This is a genomic window from Streptomyces sp. NPDC093225 (assembly GCF_044753805.1).
Classification (GTDB): Bacteria; Actinomycetota; Actinomycetes; order Streptomycetales; family Streptomycetaceae; genus Streptomyces.
The window spans coordinates 118,913-138,131 of sequence record NZ_JBIVNX010000004.1 but is presented as its reverse complement, the minus strand read 5'-3'; the positions used below and the strand labels follow the sequence as shown (position 1 = coordinate 138,131).

General features: G+C 73.7%; 16 protein-coding genes and 1 riboswitch. Of the genes, 6 read left to right on the top strand and 10 right to left on the bottom strand.

Annotated elements, in window-relative coordinates; genetic code table 11:
• The first annotated feature begins 47 nt into the window (after positions 1-47).
• The 3 genes from ACIQCH_RS06310 to sepH all read left to right on the top strand — a co-directional run bounded on the left by ACIQCH_RS06310 (position 48) and on the right by sepH (position 4,324).
• The gene (locus ACIQCH_RS06310; RefSeq protein WP_402578494.1) at positions 48-1,316 is read left to right on the top strand and encodes an MFS transporter; all 1,269 of its coding nucleotides are present in this window, start codon (positions 48-50) and stop codon (positions 1,314-1,316) included.
• Entirely contained in the window at positions 1,255-2,595 is a 1,341-nt protein-coding gene (locus ACIQCH_RS06305) for a D-arabinono-1,4-lactone oxidase (RefSeq protein ID WP_402578492.1), read from the top strand. Before ACIQCH_RS06310 ends, ACIQCH_RS06305 begins: the two co-directional genes overlap by 62 nt.
• A gap of 676 nt (positions 2,596-3,271) precedes the next feature.
• Positions 3,272-4,324 carry a septation protein SepH gene (gene sepH / locus ACIQCH_RS06300; RefSeq protein ID WP_402578490.1) on the top strand — a complete coding sequence of 351 codons (1,053 nt, stop codon included), beginning with the start codon at positions 3,272-3,274 and terminating at the stop codon, positions 4,322-4,324.
• Positions 4,325-4,445: 121 nt separating this feature from the next.
• On the opposite strand, the gene ACIQCH_RS06295 is transcribed toward sepH, so the two are convergent.
• The gene (locus ACIQCH_RS06295) at positions 4,446-5,282 is read right to left on the bottom strand and encodes a sulfurtransferase (protein ID WP_402578488.1); all 837 of its coding nucleotides are present in this window, start codon (positions 5,280-5,282) and stop codon (positions 4,446-4,448) included.
• 155 nt (positions 5,283-5,437) lie between these two features.
• Here ACIQCH_RS06295 and ACIQCH_RS06290 point away from each other — a divergent pair, with 155 nt between their 5' ends.
• The gene (locus ACIQCH_RS06290) at positions 5,438-6,211 is read left to right on the top strand and encodes a VOC family protein (RefSeq protein ID WP_402578486.1); all 774 of its coding nucleotides are present in this window, start codon (positions 5,438-5,440) and stop codon (positions 6,209-6,211) included.
• A 74-nt stretch (positions 6,212-6,285) separates the two neighbouring features.
• Here ACIQCH_RS06290 and ACIQCH_RS06285 read toward each other — a convergent pair whose 3' ends face one another.
• On the bottom strand, positions 6,286-6,741 hold the full coding sequence (locus ACIQCH_RS06285; protein WP_402578484.1) for a GNAT family N-acetyltransferase: 456 nt from the start codon (positions 6,739-6,741) through the stop codon (positions 6,286-6,288).
• A gap of 228 nt (positions 6,742-6,969) precedes the next feature.
• On the opposite strand from ACIQCH_RS06285, the gene ACIQCH_RS06280 reads away from it, so the two are divergent.
• Complete coding sequence (locus tag ACIQCH_RS06280) at positions 6,970-7,536, top strand: hypothetical protein (RefSeq protein ID WP_402578482.1); 567 nt, start codon at positions 6,970-6,972, stop codon at positions 7,534-7,536.
• A 109-nt stretch (positions 7,537-7,645) separates the two neighbouring features.
• Here the strand turns inward: ACIQCH_RS06280 and ACIQCH_RS06275 are convergent, their stop codons facing one another.
• The 4 genes from ACIQCH_RS06275 to ACIQCH_RS06260 form a co-directional block, all read right to left on the bottom strand.
• Positions 7,646-8,296 carry a thymidine kinase gene (locus ACIQCH_RS06275; RefSeq protein ID WP_402578480.1) on the bottom strand — a complete coding sequence of 217 codons (651 nt, stop codon included), beginning with the start codon at positions 8,294-8,296 and terminating at the stop codon, positions 7,646-7,648.
• A 55-nt stretch (positions 8,297-8,351) separates the two neighbouring features.
• Positions 8,352-9,551, bottom strand: coding sequence for an alkaline phosphatase family protein (locus ACIQCH_RS06270; RefSeq protein WP_402578478.1), 1,200 nt, complete (start codon positions 9,549-9,551; stop codon positions 8,352-8,354).
• A complete protein-coding gene (locus ACIQCH_RS06265; protein ID WP_078910490.1) occupies positions 9,551-10,156 on the bottom strand; it encodes a DUF5998 family protein in 606 nt (201 codons plus the stop codon). Before ACIQCH_RS06265 ends, ACIQCH_RS06270 begins: the two co-directional genes overlap by 1 nt.
• 95 nt (positions 10,157-10,251) lie before the next feature.
• Positions 10,252-13,197, bottom strand: coding sequence for a GNAT family N-acetyltransferase (locus tag ACIQCH_RS06260; RefSeq protein WP_402578475.1), 2,946 nt, complete (start codon positions 13,195-13,197; stop codon positions 10,252-10,254).
• Between the two features lie 187 nt (positions 13,198-13,384).
• Between ACIQCH_RS06260 and ACIQCH_RS06255 the strand changes: the two genes are divergently transcribed.
• Positions 13,385-13,666 carry an HPr family phosphocarrier protein gene (locus tag ACIQCH_RS06255; RefSeq protein WP_402578473.1) on the top strand — a complete coding sequence of 94 codons (282 nt, stop codon included), beginning with the start codon at positions 13,385-13,387 and terminating at the stop codon, positions 13,664-13,666.
• Positions 13,667-14,034: 368 nt separating this feature from the next.
• Here the strand turns inward: ACIQCH_RS06255 and ACIQCH_RS06250 are convergent, their stop codons facing one another.
• The 4 genes from ACIQCH_RS06250 to ACIQCH_RS06235 form a co-directional block, all read right to left on the bottom strand.
• Positions 14,035-14,721, bottom strand: a complete 687-nt coding sequence (locus ACIQCH_RS06250; protein WP_402578471.1) for a GntR family transcriptional regulator — start codon at positions 14,719-14,721, stop codon at positions 14,035-14,037.
• A 470-nt stretch (positions 14,722-15,191) separates the two neighbouring features.
• Positions 15,192-15,989: a M23 family metallopeptidase gene (locus ACIQCH_RS06245; protein ID WP_402578469.1), complete on the bottom strand. Its 798-nt coding sequence runs from the start codon at positions 15,987-15,989 to the stop codon at positions 15,192-15,194.
• A 12-nt stretch (positions 15,990-16,001) separates the two neighbouring features.
• Positions 16,002-16,160, bottom strand: a riboswitch (cyclic di-AMP (ydaO/yuaA leader).
• A gap of 220 nt (positions 16,161-16,380) precedes the next feature.
• Positions 16,381-17,748 (bottom strand): M16 family metallopeptidase, encoded by a 1,368-nt coding sequence (locus ACIQCH_RS06240; protein WP_402578686.1) that lies wholly within the window; start codon positions 17,746-17,748, stop codon positions 16,381-16,383.
• Positions 17,749-17,768: 20 nt separating this feature from the next.
• Entirely contained in the window at positions 17,769-19,139 is a 1,371-nt protein-coding gene (locus tag ACIQCH_RS06235) for a M16 family metallopeptidase (protein WP_402578467.1), read from the bottom strand.
• Between the last annotated feature and the right edge of the window lie 80 nt (positions 19,140-19,219).

Here is a 19,219-nt window from a genome sequence, read left to right as displayed (position 1 = left end):
GCCCGTAACCTGTATCCGCCGCCTACGTCCCTTACGGAGGGCCCCCCTTGGCCAGTCCCTACCGCGCGATATTCGCCGCTCCCGGCACCCTGGCCTTCACGGTGTCGGGGTTCTTCGGCCGCCTGCCGCTCTCCATGCTGGGCATCGGCATCGTCACGATGATCTCGCAGCTCACCGGCCGCTACGGACTGGCCGGCGCGCTCACGGCGACCCTCGCGCTCTCCGCCGCCGTCCTCGGCCCCCAGGTGTCCCGCCTGGTCGACCAGTACGGCCAGCGGCGGGTGCTGCGTCCCGCCACCCTGGTCACGACCACCGCCGTCACCGGCCTGCTGGTCTCGGCGCACCAGGGCGCCCCGGACTGGCTGCTGTTCGTCTTCTCCACCGGCGCCGGCGGCGTGCCCAGCGTCGGCGCGATGGTCCGGTCCCGCTGGAGCGCGCTCTACCGGGACAGCCCGCGGGAGCTGCACACCGCGTACTCCTTCGAGTCCGTGATGGACGAGATCTGCTTCATCGTCGGGCCGATCGCGTCGATCGGCCTGTCCACCGTGTGGTTTCCCGAGGCGGGTCCGGTGATCGCGGTCGCCTCGCTGCTCGTCGGCGTCTTCTGGCTGACCGCCCAGCGGTCCACGGAGCCGACCCCGCACCCGCGCGAGGCGGGCGCCGACCGGCGCACCGTGCTGCGCTCGCGCGGCCTGCAGGTCCTGGTGGGCACCTTCACCGCCACCGGTGCGATCTTCGGCTCGGTCGACGTCGTGACCGTCGCGTTCGCGGAGGAGCAGGGCAAGAAGGCCGCCGCCAGCATCGTGCTGGCGATTTGGGCGCTGGGGTCCTGTATCGCCGGACTGCTCTTCGGGCTGCTGCACCTCAAGGGCCGGACGGAACCCCGCTGGGTACTGGGCATCTGTGCGATGGCCGTGAGTATGATCCCCCTGCTACTGGCCGGGAACCTTCCGTTTCTGGCCGTGGCGCTGTTCGTCGCGGGCCTCGCCATCGCTCCCACGATGGTCACCACGATGGCCCTGATCGAGAAGCACGTACCACCCGCAAGGCTCACCGAAGGCATGACCTGGACGGGAACCGGGCTTGCCGTGGGCGTCGCGCTGGGGTCCTCCGTGGCCGGCTGGGTCATCGACGCGGCCGGGGCGCGGAGCGGGTACGTGGTGTCGATCTCGGCGGGAGCCGCCGCGGCCGCGGTCGCGTTCGCGGGGTACCGCCGGCTGACCAGGCCGGCGCTAGGGGAGGGACCCGACGCGCATGCACAGCAGCAGCACGCAGCAGACGACGACCGGCGGCACGGCTCCCAGCCCGTGGCGTAACTGGGCCGGGAACGTCACGGCCCGGCCCGTCCGGGTCGAGGCCCCGCGCTCGGTCGCGGAGCTCCAGGAGGCGGTGCGCCGGGCCGCCGCCGACGGCCTGAAGGTCAAGGCGGTCGGCACCGGCCACTCGTTCACCTCCGCCGCCGCCACCGACGGCGTCCTGGTACGGCCGCAGGCCCTGTCCGGCATCCGCGAGATCGACCGCGAGGCCGGCACCGTCACGGTCTGGGCCGGCACCGCCCTCAAGGACCTCAACGCCGCACTCGCCCGCGAGGGCCTGTCGCTCACGAACATGGGCGACATCATGGAGCAGACCGTCTCGGGCGCCACCAGCACCGGCACCCACGGCACCGGCCGCGAGTCGGGCTCGATCGCCGCGCAGATCCGCGGCATGGAGCTGGTGCTGGCCGACGGCACGCTGCTGAGCTGCTCCGAGAAGGAGAACCCGGACGTCTTCGCGGCCGCCCGGATCGGCCTCGGCGCGCTCGGGATCGTCACCTCCCTCACGTTGGCGGTCGAGCCGGTCTTCCTGCTGACCGCACGCGAGGAGCCCATGCCCTTCGACCGGGTGACGGCGGAGTTCGAGCAGCACTGGGCGGAGAACGAGCACTTCGAGTTCTACTGGTTCCCGCACACCGGCAACTGCAACACCAAGCGCAACAACCGCAGCGCGGGACCCGCCGCCCCCAACGGCGCGGTCAGCGGCTGGATAGAGGACGAGCTCCTCTCCAACGGCGTCTTCCAGGCTGCCTGTTCGGTCGGCCGCGCCTTCCCGGCGACCATCCCGGGGATCGCCCGGGTCGCCAGCCGCGCGCTGTCGGCACGTACGTACACGGACATCCCGTACAAGGTCTTCACCAGCCCGCGCCGGGTCCGCTTCGTGGAGATGGAGTACGCCCTCCCGCGCGCGGCCGTGGTCGACGCGCTGCGGGAGCTGAAGGCGATGGTGGACCGCTCGGACCTGCGCGTGAGCTTCCCCGTGGAGGTGCGCACCGCCCCGGCCGACGACATCGCGCTGTCCACCGCCTCCGGGCGGGACTCGGCGTACATCGCGGTGCACATGTACAAGGGGACGCCGTACCAGGCCTACTTCACGGCCGCCGAGCAGATCTTCACGGCGCACGGGGGCCGGCCGCACTGGGGCAAGGTGCACACCCGCGACGCCGCGTACTTCTCCGGGGTCTACCCGCGCTTCGGCGAGTTCACCGCGCTGCGGGACCGGCTGGATCCCGACCGGCTGTTCGCGAACGACTACCTGCGTCGGGTTCTGGGGGACTGACTTCTCCGAGGCGGGGCGGGCCGCCGCGACGGTGGCGAGGGAACTGCCCGCCACTCGGGTGACGCTCGGGTCCGGGCGCCTGCGCCCGTCCCCCGAACGGCCCTGCCGGCCCGCCGCGTCCGCGGCGGGTTCCGCCCGCGCGTCCGTCCCGTCTTCCGAGCCTGTCGTCCGACCCGCCCCCAGCCTCTGCCGTATCACCTCTTGTCACGCGCCACCGCACTTACAGCAGTTACTGACATATGGGCGAAACGGATAGTTCCACTTTGGCGGACGGTGTGAAGCAAGACACCTCAAAACGACCGGAGGTCAGGCGGGAGTAAGGAATCCCTCACCCCAACTCCCCGCCCCCGGGACAAGTTCGGCGGCGCGGCGGTCCACCGGGGTGGCCCGAATGGAGTACTGTGGCGAGCCCTGGGGCCGTGCTTCCTTTCGGATGACCGGACCCGGGAGAGGGGGCCGGTTACTCGAAGGAAGCGGCGCTCGAAACCGGCGACGCCGCGGCATCGCACGGATCCTGCTGCACAGAGTGACCAACCCGTCACTATGAGTGGCGAACAGGTAACCGTGCCATAACGGCGATCAAGGGCGCATGCCCGACACGCCGGTTTAACTCGGCAAGGTTGTGGCAGGCTGCACCCGGGCAGGCCACACTCGACTAGCGGAAGCAGCGACGCACGTGACGTCGGCAGGCACCACCCGGGAGGTCCCCATGCCCGAACTGCGTGTCGTGGCCGTCTCGAATGACGGCACACGACTGGTGCTCAAGGCTGCGGACGGCACGGAGTTCACCCTTCCGATCGACGAGCGGCTGCGCGCGGCCGTACGCAACGACCGGGCCCGGCTCGGTCAGATCGAGATCGAGGTGGAGAGCCACCTCCGCCCCCGCGACATCCAGGCGCGGATACGTGCCGGTGCCTCCGCCGAGGAGGTCGCACAGCTCGCCGGCATCCCCGTCGACCGGGTGCGCCGCTTCGAGGGACCGGTACTCGCGGAGCGCGCCTTCATGGCGGAACGCGCGCGCAAGACGCCCGTACGCCGGCCCGGCGAGAGCACCGGTCCGCAGCTGGGCGAGTCCGTCCAGGAGCGGCTGCTGCTGCGCGGGGTGGAGAAGGACTCCGTGCAGTGGGACTCGTGGCGCCGCGACGACGGCACCTGGGAGGTCCTGCTGGTCTACCGGGTGGCGGGCGAGCCGCACTCGGCGAGCTGGACGTACGACCCGCCGCGGCGGCTCGTCCAGGCCGTCGACGACGAGGCCCGCTCGCTGATCGGCGAGGCGGACGACCTGCCGGCGCCGGAGCCGAGCTTCCCGTTCGTGCCGCGGATCGCCCGGCTCCCCCGGGACCGGCCGCTGGACCGCGCCCTGGACCGGCAGATGCCGGCCGTGGCGCCGGCGCCCGAGCCGGAGGAGGAGCGGGACTCGCTGACCAGCCTGCTGGAGGCGGTGCCGAGCTTCCGGGGCGACCTCGTGGTGCCCGAGCGCACCCCGGCGGCCGCCGCGGAGACCGAGGCGGAGGAGGCCGAGGAGACCGCCGCGCCGGCGGCCTCGGCCGGTGCGGGCGCCGCGTACGCGGACGTCCTGATGCCGCGCACCGTCGCGGGTCACCGCGAGCGGCTCACGGGCACGACGGACCGTCAGGCGGAGGCGGACGGCGTCCGCCCGGGCCGCCGGGCCGCGGTGCCGAGCTGGGACGAGATCGTCTTCGGTACGCGCCGCAAGAGCAAGGAGTAACGGGTCCGGGGGTTCGCCCCCGGACCCGCGCCGGGGAGGCCGGCGGGCCGGACCGTGTCCGAACCGCCGGCCTCCGTCGTCGTGCCCGGTGCCGGGCCGGGCCGCGTGCCGGGCCCGGCCGCTATCCCGCCTCGGGGCCGGTGGCGACCGGACGGGTCGGGTCGTTGGACCACTCCGACCACGAGCCGGCGTACAGCGCGGCCGGGACGCCGGCCACCGCGAGGGCCAGCACCTCGTGGGCGCCGGAGACACCGGAACCGCAGTACACGCCCACCGGCGCCGACCCGTCCGCGCCGAGGGCGCGGAACCGCTCGGCCAGTTCCGCCGCGGGACGGAAGGTCCCGTCCGCCGCGACGTTCTCCGTGGTCGGGGCGGACAGCGCGCCCGGGACGTGCCCGCCGACCGGGTCGATCGGCTCGACCTCGCCCCGGTACCGCTCCCCCGCGCGCGCGTCGAGCAGGACCCCGGCCCGGGCCAGTGCGGCCGCCCCGTCGGCGTCCAGCAGCCCCATGGCGCCCGGGTTTGGCTTGAAATCACCCTCCTCGGGGGACGGCACGTCCGCCGTGACGCGCCCGCCCGCCGCGAGCCACGCGGGCAGCCCGCCGTCCAGGACGCGGACGTCCTCGTGACCCGTCCAGCGCAACAGCCACCAGAGCCGTGCGGCGGCCCAGCCCAGGCCCCCGTCGTAGGCGACCACCGGCGTTTCGGTGCCCACCCCGGCCCGGCGCAGCACGGCGCCGAAGGCCTCCGGCTCGGGCAGCGGGTGGCGTCCGCCGGCGCCGGGCGGGCCTGCCAGTTCGCGGTCCAGGTCGACGTACACGGCACCGGGCAGGTGCCCGGCCTCGTACTCCGGCCGCTGGTCGGGGCCGCCCAGCTGCCAGCGGACGTCCAGGAGGACCGGCGGTCGCGGGCCGGCCAGCTCGGCGGTGAGCTCGGATACGGAAACGATCGGGTTCATGGGGGCCATCCTCCTCCACCTCACGCCCCCGGCGTGGCCGGGTCGTCAACCTCCGTCCCGGCGGTGGCGCACCGATCCGGCCAACCCTCCCCCCGGGGTGGGAAAGGCGGCGCGGCCGGGGCGCGCCCGGGGCCTTCCGGTGCCACCATCGGTCCATGACGGAGCAGGCCACGCGACGCACGCCCGGCACCCCGTGCTGGGTCAGCCTGATGGTGCACGGTCTCGCCGCCACCAAGCAGTTCTACGGCGGGCTCTTCGGCTGGGAGTACGTGCCCGGCCCGGGACACCTCGGCCCGTACGTGCGGGCGCGCCTCGACGGCCGGGAGGTGGCCGGCATCGGGCAGCTCCCGCCCGACCGCCACCTGCCCACGGCCTGGACGACGTACCTCGCCACCGACGACGCGGACGGCACCGCGGAGCTGATCCGCAGCTGCGGCGGCACGGTGGCGGTGGGGCCGCTGGACGCGGACGACGCGGGCCGGGTGGCGATCTGCTCGGACCCCCTGGGCGCGGTGTTCGGGATCTGGCAGGCGGCCGCGCACATCGGCACCCGGCTGACCGGGGTCCCCGGCACACCGGTGTGGAACGAGCTGATCACCCGGGAGACCTCGACGGTCTCGAAGTTCTACCAGGTCGTCTTCGGGCACGCGGCGCAGGCCGTGGTCTCGGCGGACTTCGACTACCTCACCCTGTACGCCGCCGGGGAGCCGGTGTGCGGGCTGCACGGGGTCGGGGGCGCGCTGCCGCACGACCGGGGCGCGCACTGGATGACGTACTTCGAGGTCGAGGATCCGGACGAGGCGGCCGCGTGCGCGGCCGAGTTGGGCGGCCACGTGGTGCGTTCCGCCCACGAGGGCGCGGGCGGCCGGCTCGCCACCCTGGCCGACCCGGAGGGGGCGATCTTCACGGTCATCCGCTCGGACCCGTAGGCCCCGGTACGTACGCGCCCGTCCGCCGGTACCGCGGCGGGATCGCCGACGTCGTGCACTCCCCGGGATCCCGGTCAGAGCAGGCGCGTCATGAACGCGCTGCTGGGGTCTTCCGCGTAGTCCGCGAACGGTGCGCAGTACTCGAACCCGAACTTCTCGTAGAGCGCCCGCGCGGGCGCGAAGAAGTCGGCGGCGCCGGTCTCCAGGCTGAGCCGGGTCAGCCCCAGTGCGCGGGCCTCGGAGATGATGTGGCCGAGCAGCCCGGACGCGATGCCGCGGCGCGTGAGCGCCGGATCGGTGCGCATGGACTTGAGCTCGGCGTGGCCGCCGTCGAGCCGCTTGATCGCGCCGCAGCCCACCAGCCGGCCCTCGTCGGTGGCCGACCAGAAGGTGACCTCGGGCCGGCGCAGCCCGTCGAGGTCGAGGGCGTGCTTGCTCTCCAGCGGCGTGATCTCCCGCATCTGCCGGACGTGTGCGTCGAGGAAGGCGGCGATCTCCGGGCCGGAGAGGTCGTCCACTGCGATCTTCATCCCTGTCACCTTTCGGGTCGGTCGCGGGCGCGGTCCGGACGGTCGCCATGATGCCGGGTGGCGTGGTCCACCGGCCTCCCCGCCCACGTGGTGAGACCTGGTCGCGAGCGCCCGACGGACCCACCGCCACCTGCGAGTTGGCTCGATTGGATCTCTCTCCCCCTGCTGGTGTAGAACCGTCGTCGATCAATCATGATCACGACAATCCACGCACGGGGGAAATTCCACATGCACTCCACTCGTAACGTCATGGGCGCCATCGCGCTCATCGCGGCGCTCAGCGGCGCCCTCAGCGCCTGCGGTCCGGTGGCGGACGAAGGCGCGGACGGCGCGCCGACCGCGGACGCCACGGCACCGGCCGACACCGGCGCACCCGCCGACCCGTCGGCGAAGCCGACGGACGGGGGCGGGACGGACGGGGGCGAGAACGACTGCGGCAAGCCGCCGACGCTCCCGCCGGGCGTCAAGATGATCGAGGTCGGCCTGCACCGCGACGCGAGCCAGATCGAGGCCTTCGAGGCCAAGCCGAAGTGCACGCCGAACGACTACATCTACCACGGCGAGGGTCAGCCCAAGGGGTACGTGCTCCCCGCCGACGTCAAGGGCGAACTGGCCCTGGGCCCGGGCCAGCACAAGAAGGTGGGCCGGGACGAGCTGTCGAAGCACATCGACGGCTGCCTGCGCGAGGACTACAACGTCGTGAAGCAGCCCTTCTCCTGCTACGGCAACGTCTACGAGATCACCCTCGACGCCAAGGGCGAGATCGCCACGATGAGCGAGCGCTGGTCGGTCTGATCCGCACCGATCGCCACTGATCCGCGCCGGTCCCCGCCGGCGCCGATCCTGCCGGCCGGGCCGGCGGCGGCGGCGGCCCTGCGCACCGCGCGCCGGGCCGCCCGGATCCTCAGACCCGGGTGACGGGGAGGACGTCCGGGGAGAGGGCGGCCGCGTGGGCGGCGGCGCTGGTCATGTGGCGGCGGTGGTGGCGGCGGCACAGGACCTCGTAGCCCACCTCGGCGGCGGCCTGGTTCACGTCGCCGACCACGACCTGCTCGCCCTCGACCACCATCACCCCACCCACCGTACGGGCGTTGTGCGTGGCGCGGGCGCCGCACCAGCACAGGGCCTCGACCTGGAGCTGCTCGATGCGGTCGGCCAGCTCGATCAGGCGCTGCGAGCCCGGGAAGAGCTTCGTGCGGAAGTCCGTGGTGATGCCGAAGGCGAAGACGTCCATGTCCAGGTCGTCGACGATCCGGGCCAGCTGGTCGATCTGCTCGGGGTCCAGGAACTGCGCCTCGTCGACGATGACGTAGTCCGCCTTGCCCCCGGACGACAGCTCCCCCACCAGGTAGGCGTACAGGTCCATCGCGTCGACGACCTCGACCGCGTCCGTCACCAGGCCCAGGCGGGAGGACAGCTTGCCCTCGCCGGCCCGGTCCTGGCGGGTGAAGATCACGCCCACCAGGCCCCGCGCGGAGCGGTTGTGCGTAATTTGTAGCGCCAGAGTGCTCTTCCCGCAGTCCATGGTTCCGGAGAAAAAGACCAGTTCGGACATGGGGAAGGACGGACCTCTCAGGTCGGGGTGCGGGGTGGGCGCGGGGGTGCGGGGGTCAGGAGCGGACTTCGAGCAGCGGGACGAGCTGCTCGGCGGGGGTCATGGAGCCGTGCATGCCGGTCAGGGCCGACTCGTTGACCTCGGTGCGGGAGGCGATGATCGCGACGTCGTCGCGGGCCGCGGCGATCACGTCGCCGATCCGTCCGAGCACCCGCTCGTCGCACTCCCCCGGCCGTCCGAACCAGCCCAGGTCCAGCGCCTCCGCGCGGCCCGCCACCCAGAAGCGGTCGCCCAGCACCTCGCGCCACACCGTCAGCACGTCGGCCTCGGCGCCCGGTACGGCGTACACGTGCCGGGCCCGGCCCTCGCCGCCCAGCAGGGCGACCCCGGCGCTCAGCTCCCAGTCCTCGTCGAAGTCGTAGCGCGACTCCTCGTCGAACGGGACGTCCACCATGCCGTGGTCCGCCGTGACGTACAGCGCCGAGCGCGGCGGCAGTTGCTCCGCGAGCCGCTGCACCAGCCGGTCGACGTACATGAGCTGGCCGCGCCACGCGTCCGAGGCGACGCCCTGCCGGTGGCCGGCGCCGTCGAGCTCGCTGTAGTACGTGTACACGAGGGAGCGGTCGGCGGAACCGAGCAGCTGCGCCGCGAGGTCCATCCGCTCCTCGCCGGTCATCCGGCCGTGGAACGTGCCGCCGCTCAGCGCGATCTTGGTGAGCGGGGTCTGTGCGAAGTCCGGGGAGGAGACCTGCGCGGTGGCCACCCCGGCCTCGTGCGCGAGCTGGAAGACCGTCGGGTACGGCTGCCAGACGTGCGGCGGCGTCCAGGGGCGCCAGCGCAGCTGGTTCATCAGGTCGCCGGTCTCCGGGTTGCGCGCGGCGTAGCCGGGCAGACCGTGCCGGGCCGGCGGCAGGCCGGTGCCCACCGAGGCCAGCGAGGTCGCGGTGGTGGCGGGGAAGCCGGCGGTCAGCGGGCGGCCGGTGCCGCCGCGCGAGCTGCCGAGCAGGGAGGTCAGGTAGGGGGCCTCGTCCGGGTGGGCCTTGATCTGCTCCCAGCCGAGTCCGTCTATCAGGAAGACGCAGACCCGGTCGGCCGGGACCAGCTCACCGATGGTGGCGCTCATGCCGGGTACGCCGAGGCCGGCCGCCAGCGTCGGCAGCAGGTCGGCCAGGGAGCCGGAGCCGTACTGCGGCACGGGGGCGCCGGCGAGGTCGAGGAGGACCGGTTCGGGCTCCTGCCAGGCGGAGTGGACCATCAGCGGGCGCCGGCCGCGTGGGCGGCGATGGCCTCGGACAGGGCCTGGGCGAAGTCGAGGGTCTGGCGCACGGCCTCGGGGCCGTCGCCCGCCTCGCTGACGCGCAGGCTCAGGTCGTCGGCGGTGGAGTTGCCGGTGTAACCGTGGTCGGAGTCGCAGTTCGGGTCGCCGCAGGCGGCCGGCTCCAGGTCGATGCGGGAGACCGCGCCCCAGCCGATGGTCAGGACGACCTCGCGGGGCAGGGTGCCCGGGGTGTACGACTCGGGGTTGGCCACCACGCGGCTGACGACCACGGACGAGATCGCGCTGATCTTGACCGACTCGGTCGAGGTGGTCGCGTACGGGGACGGGGAGCCGGAGTCGGCGGCCTGCTCGTCGGTGTGGCTGACGATGAAGCGGTTGCCGGTCAGGACCAGCACGGTGACGTGGCGGCGCACCTCGTTGGAGTCGAAGGTGGTCTCCTGGTGGACCAGGTACGACGAGATCGGCTCGCCGCCCACCGCGGCCTCCACGGCCTCGGCCACGAGGGCCGGGTAGTAGCCGCTGCGCTCGATCGCCGCGCGCAGCCCCTGGGTCGTCGTACCGCTTTTCGCCATGGGGTCCATCCTAAGGCCCGTACGGGGCGCTCCCGCCGCGCCGTACGCGGTCCGCCCGCAGGTCGTGCGGCGCCCCGCCCCCGGTGGCCGGGCAGGGTGCGCGCTCAGTAGCTGGGCAGGGTGCGCGGGCCGAGGTCGGTGCGGGCGGGCGGACGGGCGATGCGGACCTGGGCACTGAGCACGGAGAGCCCCTCGGTGGCCACCACCACCGGCTCCAGTGAGACGCCCACCACTTCGGGGTGCTCGTCGACCAGCCGGGACAGCCGCAGCAGCAGCTCCTCCAGCGCGGGGGTGTCCACCGGGGCGCTGCCGCGCCAGCCGAACAGCAGCGGGGCGGTCCTGATCGAGCGGATCAGGGCCGCGGCGTCGCGGTCGGTCGCGGGGACCAGCCGGTGGGCGGTGTCGCCCAGCAGCTCGGAGGCCACTCCGGCCAGCCCGAAGGAGAGCACGGCGCCGGCGGCCGGGTCGATGACGGACCGGACGACGGTGTCGACCCCGCGCGGGACCATCGCCTGGACGACCGGGAGCAGCTCGGCGGGCTTGCCGAGCAGGTCGGTCAGTTCGCCGTACGCCCGGCGCAGTTCCTCCTCGGTCATGAGCTCGAGGCGTACACCGCCCAGGTCGGCGCGGTGGCGCAGGTGGCGGGCGGTGGTCTTGAGGGCGACCGGGTAGCCGAGCCGGGCCGCGGCCCGCGCTGCGGCGTCGGCGGTGGGGGCGGGCAGGGTGGGCACGACCTCGATGCCGTAGCGGGCCAGCAGGGCGCGCGCGTCGTCGTCCGCGAGGGTGGTGCCGGCGGGGCCGGTGCCGGCCGTGTCGGCGAGGAGGGCCTCCAGCTGCGCGGCGGCTCCGGCGGTGTCGATGTCGTCGTACTCGGGCACCTGGCCGGCGTCGGCGGCGGCCCGGCGCCACCGGGCGTACCGCCAGGCCTCGGCGAGCGCCCGTACGGCCCGCTCGGCGGCGGGGTAGGCGGGGATGGCGCGCGGCGCGGCGGAGGGGCCGTCGCCCGCCGCGGGGTCCTCGGGGGACGCCGCCGGGGCGCCCGGCACGGGGCCGCCGGCCGGGACGTCGTGCGGGGCGCGGTCGCCGGGGCCGGCCGGTGCGCCCGCCGCGGGTCCGCCCGGGGCGCCGTCCGCCGTACCGGCCGGGGACGTGCCCGCTGCCGTGCCGGCGGCTTTCGGCGGCAGGGCTTCGGCGAGGTCGCCGAGCTCCACGTGCACCACGGCCACCGGCTTGCCCGGGGACGCCGCGGCAGCGGTGCGCAGCGCCAGGGCGAGTTCCTCGGCGAGGGTGGGCTCCCCCACGGCCGGGATCGCCGTCACGACCACGGCGTCGGTGTCGTGGTCGCGCAGCGCCCGCCCGAGCGCGTCCTCGAAGTCGCGGGGGGTCGCGGCGGTGGTGAGGTCGACCGCCGGGTACGGGCGCAGCCCCTCGGCCAGGCAGGCGTCGTACGTGAGCAGGCCGAGGGACTCGGAGTTGCCGAGGATCGCCACCCGGGGCCCGGCGGGCAGCGGCTGTCCGGCGAGTAGCAGGCCCACGTCGACGAGTTCGGTGACGGTGCCGACGCGGATCACCCCGGCCTGCCGCAGCAGGTCCGCGACGGTGGCGTCGGGCAGCCGGGTGCCGGGCACGGCGTGCCCGGCGGGGGTCACGCCGCTGTGCCGGCCGCCCCGGGCGACGACGACGGGTTTGACGGCCGCCGTCCGCCGGGCCAGCCGCGTGAACTTCCGCGGGTTGCCCAGGGTTTCGAGGTAGAGCAGGGCCACGTCCGTGGCCGGGTCCTCGTACCAGTACTGCAGGATGTCGTTGCCGGACAGGTCCGCTCGGTTGCCCGCGGAGATGAACGAGGACACCCCGGCGCCGCGCCGCACCAGTCCCGCCAGCAGGGCGATGCCGATGGCGCCGGACTGCGCGAACAGCCCGATCCGGCCGGGTTCCGGGGAGTCGGGGGCCAGCGAGGCGTTGAGGTGGGTGCCGGGGGCGGTGTTGATGACGCCGAAGGCGTTCGGCCCGACCAGCCGCATCCCGTACGAGCGCACCTGCCGGACCAGCTCGCGCTGGCGCTCCAGCCCCTGGGGGCCGCTCTCCGCGTAGCCGGCCGACAGCACGACCAGGCCCTGGACGCCGTGCTCGCCGCAGTCCGCGACCACCTCGGGGACCCGCTCGGCCGGTACGGCCACCACGGCGAGGTCCACCGGGCCGCCGTGCTCGGCGGTGTGCGCGGCCCCGGTGGCCCCGGCGATCTCGGCCAGCGAGCGGTACGCGGGTACGCCCTCCAGCTCGGCGCCCGGGGCGCCCGCGTCCAGCGCGGCGTTGACGGCGTACAGGGCGCCGGTGAAGCCCGAGTCGCGCAGGTTGCGCAGGGCGGTCCGGCCGACCCCGCCCGGGCGGCGGCTGACGCCGATGACGGCGACCGAGCGGGGGGCGAGCAGGCGCTGCACCGAGCGGGCCTCGGCACGCTGCTCACGGGCGCGCTGGACGGCCAGGGTCTGCGCGGTGGGTTCGAGGTCGAGGGTGAGGTGCACGGCGCCGTCCTCGAAGCTGCGCTTCTGCTGGTAGCCGGCGTCCGTGAACACCTTGATCATTTTGCTGTTGGCGGGCAGCACCTCGGCCCGGAAGCGCCGGATCCCGCGCTCGCGCGCGACCGCGCCGATGTGCTCGAGGAGCGTGGAGGCCACGCCCCGGCCCTGGTGGGCGTCCTGGACGAGGAAGGCGACCTCGGCCTCGTCGGCGGGGGCCGAGGCGGGGCGGCCGTCGGGGCCGGTGCGGTCGAAGCGGACGGTGCCGATGAAGTCGTCGCCGACGGTGGCGGCGAGGCCCACGCGGTCCACGTAGTCGTGGTGCGTGAAGCGGTGGACGTCGCGGTCCGAGAGCCGGGGGTAGGGGGCGAAGAAGCGGTAGTACTTCGACTCGTCGGAGACCTGCTCGTAGAAGCTGACCAGGCGGCCGGCGTCCTCCGTGGTGATGGGCCGGATCCGGGCGGTGCCGCCGTCGCGCAGCACCACGTCCGCTTCCCAGTGGGCCGGGTAGGAGGCATCCGACGACGTCTGCATGGGCCCAGCGTAGTGGGGGCGGGCGTACGACTCGCCCCCCGCGCGGCGCATGAAGCAAACCGGTATGTACCGGGGCAAGCTTGGATGGGTCGAACGGCGGACGGTTCGGGGCCGAAGGTCGGTCGGAGAACTCCGACGGTCGTGAGAGACTGGTCTAGACAACCCGCAGAACCTGAAGGGCATCACCATGGCAGAGCGCCGCGTCAACGTCGGTTGGGCCGAGGGCCTGCACGCTCGTCCCGCCTCGATCTTCGTCCGGGCGACCACCGCCTCCGGCATCCCGGTGACCATCGCCAAGGTCGACGGCACGCCCGTCAACGCCGGCTCCATGCTCGCCGTGCTGGGCCTGGGTGCGCGGGGCGGCGAGGAGATCGTCCTCGCCTCCGACGCCGAGGGCGCGGACGTCGCCCTGGACCGCCTGGCGAAGCTGGTCGCGGAGGGTCTGGAGGAGCTCCCCGAGACCGTCTGACGGCCGTCGGCGACCACGCGCGACCGTCCGGCCGAGCAGGCGGCACCCGCAGCCGGACGGGCCCGAGCCGCGACTCCCCACGAGGGGGGTCGCGGCTTTCGTCGTTCCGGAGAGGGCGGCCTCCGGGGGCATCCACCCCGGCTGCCGCTCACGGGGCAGAGGGCGCGGCGGCCGTCGGTTCGCGCGCCCGCATTCTCCGCACGACGCCACCGGGATATCCGGTCACGGAAATCCCGGCAGAGGTCCGGATCGGATCCCGATTCGGATGCCCGGACCTCACCCGCGCACCGAATTCCGCAAACGGCACGCGTACGGATATCCGCGCCGAAATGTGCGGACCGATATCCGTCCTTTGTATACGGCGCCCGTTAAATGCGGCCGCTCGCGGTGTTTACGGCAGGTTGCGAACCCCTCACACGATCCGCGCCCACCGGCCGCCGCAGCCGGTGCGCGGCGGCGGCCCGCACCATGTGCGCGGCGCTCAGGGTCCGCGCCCGCTCGGCGTCCCCGCGCGCCACCGCGTCCACGAGGGCGCCGTGCTCGGCCCACGACTCCGCGGGGCGAACCGGGGCCGCCACGTCGTACATCCACGCGATCTTGTGCCGCAGCTGGGTCAACTGGGCGACCAGCGCGGCGCTGCCGGAGGCCTGGGCCAGCGTCTCGTGGAACCAGGCGCCCAGGGACCGCAGGTCCTCGCCCTCGCCGCGGCGGGCCCGTTCCTGGCCGAGCCGGACCAGGCCGCGCAGGACCTTCAGGTGCGCGTCGGTGCGGCGCTGGGCCGCCCGGGCGGCACCCAGCGGCTCCAGCAGGGCGCGCATCTCCAGCACGTCGGCGGCCTCCTGGTCGGTGGGCTCGGCCACGCACGCACCGGCGTGCCGCCGGGTGACCACGAAGCCCTCGGACTCCAGGGTGCGCAGCGCCTCCCGGACGGGGACGCGGGAGACGCCGTAGCGGCGGGCGAGGAGGTCCTCGGTGAGTCTGCCGCCGCGCTCGAAGACACCGCTGACGATGTCGTCGCGGATTGCGGTGCACACCGCGTGCGCGGGAATGCGCATGACCGGACCTCCGCTTTCATCTTCCCGATTCGTGATCAGGGGCGCATGACATGGAAAGGTGTCCTGCGACTCTATTGCAGAACACCGGAATTCCGGAGCGGAGCCGGGAAATCGGGGAACGTTTTTGCGCGGGTCCGGCGACGGGGGCCAAGGCTGCGGCAGCGGCAGCGGCGTGGCTTCGCGGGGGCGCCCCGTGGCGTGTGGGTCCCCTCGCTGCTTGAGCCGGTGTGGCCTGCAGGCCCTGCGGCAGGCCCACCCCTGGGGCTTCGGGGGCTCCGCCCCTGGCCTTCGGCCACCCCAGGCCCGGGCCCGCCTGCCACACCGGCTCAAGCACCTCCCCCACACACCACGGGGCGGACCGGGTGGGGGCGGGCCATCGAGCAGCCCTGGACAGGGTGCCCGGGACCCTGACGCACGAAGGCCCCGGCTCGAGGAGCCGGGGCCTTCGGAAGTGTTCGGGGGGCGGAGCCTCAGAGGCCGACGCCGTGCGAGCGCAGGTACGCGACCGGGTCGATGTCCGAGCCGTACTCCGGCGACGTCCGGGCCTCGAAGTGCAGGTGCGGGCCGCTGGAGTTGCCGGTGGAGCCGGAGAGGCCGATCTGCTGGCCGGGGACGACCGTCTGGCCGACGTGGACCTGGATCGAGGAGAGGTGGCCGTACTGGGTGTACGTGCCGTCGTGCATCTTGATGACGATGTTGTTGCCGTACGCGCCGCCCCAGCCGGCCTCGACGACGACGCCGACGCCCACCGCGTGCACCGAGGTGCCGGAGGCGGCGTGGAAGTCGATGCCGGTGTGGTGGCCGGAGGACCACATGCCACCACCGGACATGTACTGGGTACTGACGTACGACTGCGAGACGGGGGCGACGTACGTGTTCAGGCGCTTGCGCTCGGCCTCGCGCTCGGCGCGCTCCTTGGCCTCGCGCTCGGCCTTGGCACGGGCCTCGGCCTTCGCCTTGGCCTCGGCGGCACGGGCCTGCGCGTCGGCCTCGGCCTTGGCCTTGGCGGCGGCGATCTCGGCGGCGGCCTGCTGGGCCTCGGCCTGGGCCTCGATCTGGCCGGAGACCTCGTCGGCGACGACCACGGCGTTCAGGCCGGTGTCCTCGGGGCCCTGCGAGTGGGTGTCCGTGGCCGCGAAGGCCGGACCGGCCAGCGAACCGACGACACCGGTGGTCGCGAGGGCGGCTATGCCGGCCACGTTCGCGCTCTTGCGGGTCATGCGGCTGGGACCGCGGTGCTTGCCGGTGCCACGACTGCCGAACGCCATGAAGAGGCTGTTCCTTTCCTTCCCTCTCGCCTACCGGGTTAGCTGACGGGTTCGGAGCAGGAAGGTCTCCTACGGGCCACCTCTGGCGAGGCGGTCCGATTCACCCCAGGGGACGTGTGGGTCCCCGGCTCCCCAGGCTCGCGCCTGACGGGGACTCGGCGATCGCTGTCCGGTGCCGCGGTTTGCGGCGCTTGCGCTGACGGACAGCGGGACCGACGCTAGGCGGATCTTCGGACAATCACCAAATGGTCACGGCCTTTTGTGGCCTACGCCACTGGGCATTACGGCCATCACCCCATCAGAAACGGACAAGAGGCGACAAGAAGGGCCCTGGCGGACGAACCGCCAGGGCCCTGCGACACGGGGCTTCCAACTCTCCCGTGTCGGAGCGTCAGTTGGTGACCACCGTCACCTCGCCGATGCCCAACGCCCGCACCGGCTCCGCGATCTGGGACGCGTCGCCCACGAGCACCGTCACCAGGCGGTCCACCGGGAAGGCGCTCACGACGGCCGACGTGGCCTCCACGGTGCCGGTTTCGGCGAGCCGGGCGTACAACTGCGCCTGGAAGTCGTCCGGAAGCTCCTGCTCGACCTGGTCGGCCAGGGTGCCGGCCACGGCCGCCGCGGTCTCGAACTTCAACGGGGCCACGCCCACCAGGTTCTGCACGGCCACGTCGCGCTCGGCGTCGGTCAGACCGCCCTCCGCCAGCGTGCGCAGGACCTTCCAGAGGTCGTCCAGCGCCGGCCCGGTGTTCGGGGTGTCGACCGAGCCGCTGATGGCGAGCATCGCGGCGCCGGTGCCGGCGGCCGTCGAGCGCAGCACCTGGCCGAAGGAGCGCACGCCGTACGTGTAGCCCTTCTCCTCGCGCAGGACGCGGTCCAGCCGGGAGGTCAGGGTGCCGCCGAGGCAGTACGTGCCGAGCACCTGGGCGGGCCAGACGCGGTCGTGCCGGTCGGGGCCGATCCGGCCGATCAGCAGCTGCGTCTGCACGGCACCGGGACGATCGACGATGACGACCCGCCCGGTGTCGTCCGCGGTGATCGGGGTGACCGGGTGCACCACGGCCGCACTGCCGGTCCAGCCGCCCAGGGTGTCGGCCAGGACCTCGTCGAGGTCGGTGCCGGCCAGGTCGCCCACCACGACCGCGGTGGCCGTGGCGGGGCGTACGTGGGCCTCGTAGAAGGCGCGTACGGCCGCGGAGTCGATCCGGGCCACGGTCTCCTCGGTGCCCTGGCGCGGGCGGGAGGCGCGCAGGTCGGCCGGGAAGAGCTGCTTGGAGAGCTCCTTGGCGGCCCGGCGCTGCGGGTTGGCCTGCTCGTGCGGGATCTCGTCGAGCCGGTTGCGCACCAGGCGGTCCACCTCGCTGTCGGCGAAGGCGGGGGCGCGCAGGGCCTCGGCCAGCAGGCCGAGGGCCTTCGCCAGGCGGGAGACCGGCACCTCCAGCGACACGCGGACGGCAGGGTGGTCGGCGTGCGCGTCCAGGGTGGCGCCGCAGCGCTCCAGCTCGGCGGCGAACTCCTCCGCGGAGTGCTTGTCGGTGCCCTCCGACAGCGCCCGGGCCATGATCGTGGCCACGCCGTCCAGGCCCGCGGGCTCGGCCTCCAGCGGGGCGTCGAGGATGATCTCGACGGCCACCACCTGCTGGCCGGGGCGGTGGCAGCGCAGCACGGTCAGCCCGTTGTCCAGGGTGCCGCGCTCGGGGGCGGGGAACGCCCACGGTCGGGCCTCGCCCGGCCGGGGCTGCGGGTGGAAGGTCATCGCGGAGGCGACGTCGGCGCTCACTGGTCTGCCCCTTCGGCATCGTTCTCGGCACCGTCCGCGGCGACGGCACCGTCTTCATCGGCGGCCGCGGCGGTCAGCGGCTCGTACACGAGGACCGCGCGGTTGTCCGGGCGCAGCCGGGCGGCGGCCACGGCCTGCACCTCCTCCGGCGTGACGTCCAGGACGCGGCCGACGGCGGTCAGGGCGAGCTGCGGGTCGCCGAACAGGACGGCGTACCGGCACAGTTCGTCGGCGCGGCCGGCCACCGTGCCCAGCCGGTCCAGCCACTCGCGCTCCAGCTGGGCCTGGGCGCGCTCCATCTCCTCCGAGGTCGGGCCCTCGGCGGCGAAGCGGGCGAGCTCCTCGTCGACGGCGGCCTCGATGGCCGGCACCTCGACGCCGCCGGAGGTCTTCACGTCCAGCCAGCCGAGGGACGGCGCGCCGGCCAGCCGCAGCAGGCCGAAGCCGGCGGCGACCGCGGTCTGGTCGCGGCGGACCAGACGGTTGTGCAGGCGGGAGGACTCGCCGCCGCCGAGGATGGTCAGGGCCAGGTCGGCCGCGTCGCACTCGCGACCACCGTCGTGCGGGAGGCGGTAGGCCGCCATCAGGGCACGGGCCGGCACCTCCTCGGTGATCTCCACGCGCTGCTGGCCGCCCATGACGTCCGGCAGCGTGCCGTCGCGCGGCGGCTGCTTGCCGTCGTGCGCGGGGATGGTCCCGAAGTACTTCTCGATCCACGCGAGGGTCTGCTCGGGGTCGATGTCGCCGACGACCGACAGGACGGCGTTGTTCGGCGCGTAGTACGTGCGGAAGAACGTCCGGGCGTCCTCGAGGGAGGCGGCGTCCAGGTCGGCCATCGAGCCGATCGGGGTGTGGTGGTACGGGTGGCCCTCGGGGTAGGCCAGGGCCACGAGGCGCTCGAAGGCCGTTCCGTACGGGACGTTGTCGTAGCGCTGGCGGCGCTCGTTCTTCACGACGTCCCGCTGGTTCTCCATGGACTCGTCGTCCAGGGCCTGCAGCAGGGAGCCCATCCGGTCCGCCTCCAGCCAGAGGGCGAGCTCCAGCTGGTGGGTCGGCATGGTCTCGAAGTAGTTGGTGCGCTCGAAGCTGGTGGTGCCGTTGAGCGAGCCGCCGGCCCCCTGCACCAGTTCGAAGTGGCCGTTGCCCGGGACGTTCGCCGAGCCCTGGAACATCAGGTGCTCGAAGAGGTGAGCCAGGCCGGTGCGCCCCTTGACCTCGTGGCGCGAACCGACGTCGTACCACAGGCAGACCGCGGCGACCGGGGTCAGGTGGTCCTCGGACAGCACCACGCGGAGGCCGTTGGCCAGCCGGTGCTCGGTCGCTGTCAGGCCGCCGGAAGCGGCCTGCGCGGTGGCCGTGTGACCCATGGGCATGTGATCCCTTCGATCGCAAGAGAGAGAGTCCTGCCACTGTATGCAAGCGCGGGACCGGGCGGAGAAGTTCCCGC

What these genes read in the sequence shown, in the direction of transcription:
- ACIQCH_RS06240 (WP_402578686.1), bottom strand. Translation starts at nt 17,748, where the DNA reads ATGACCTTCCACCCGCAGCCCCGGCCGGGCGAGGCCCGACCGTGGGCG.
- ACIQCH_RS06265 (WP_078910490.1), bottom strand. Translation starts at nt 10,156, where the DNA reads ATGGACCCCATGGCGAAAAGCGGTACGACGACCCAGGGGCTGCGCGCG.
- ACIQCH_RS06280 (WP_402578482.1), top strand. Translation starts at nt 6,970, where the DNA reads ATGCACTCCACTCGTAACGTCATGGGCGCCATCGCGCTCATCGCGGCG.
- ACIQCH_RS06295 (WP_402578488.1), bottom strand. Translation starts at nt 5,282, where the DNA reads ATGAACCCGATCGTTTCCGTATCCGAGCTCACCGCCGAGCTGGCCGGC.
- ACIQCH_RS06255 (WP_402578473.1), top strand. Translation starts at nt 13,385, where the DNA reads ATGGCAGAGCGCCGCGTCAACGTCGGTTGGGCCGAGGGCCTGCACGCT.
- ACIQCH_RS06260 (WP_402578475.1), bottom strand. Translation starts at nt 13,197, where the DNA reads ATGCAGACGTCGTCGGATGCCTCCTACCCGGCCCACTGGGAAGCGGAC.
- ACIQCH_RS06305 (WP_402578492.1), top strand. Translation starts at nt 1,255, where the DNA reads ATGCACAGCAGCAGCACGCAGCAGACGACGACCGGCGGCACGGCTCCC.
- ACIQCH_RS06270 (WP_402578478.1), bottom strand. Translation starts at nt 9,551, where the DNA reads ATGGTCCACTCCGCCTGGCAGGAGCCCGAACCGGTCCTCCTCGACCTC.
- ACIQCH_RS06275 (WP_402578480.1), bottom strand. Translation starts at nt 8,296, where the DNA reads ATGTCCGAACTGGTCTTTTTCTCCGGAACCATGGACTGCGGGAAGAGC.
- ACIQCH_RS06285 (WP_402578484.1), bottom strand. Translation starts at nt 6,741, where the DNA reads ATGAAGATCGCAGTGGACGACCTCTCCGGCCCGGAGATCGCCGCCTTC.
- ACIQCH_RS06245 (WP_402578469.1), bottom strand. Translation starts at nt 15,989, where the DNA reads ATGGCGTTCGGCAGTCGTGGCACCGGCAAGCACCGCGGTCCCAGCCGC.
- ACIQCH_RS06235 (WP_402578467.1), bottom strand. Translation starts at nt 19,139, where the DNA reads ATGGGTCACACGGCCACCGCGCAGGCCGCTTCCGGCGGCCTGACAGCG.
- ACIQCH_RS06290 (WP_402578486.1), top strand. Translation starts at nt 5,438, where the DNA reads ATGACGGAGCAGGCCACGCGACGCACGCCCGGCACCCCGTGCTGGGTC.
- ACIQCH_RS06250 (WP_402578471.1), bottom strand. Translation starts at nt 14,721, where the DNA reads ATGCGCATTCCCGCGCACGCGGTGTGCACCGCAATCCGCGACGACATC.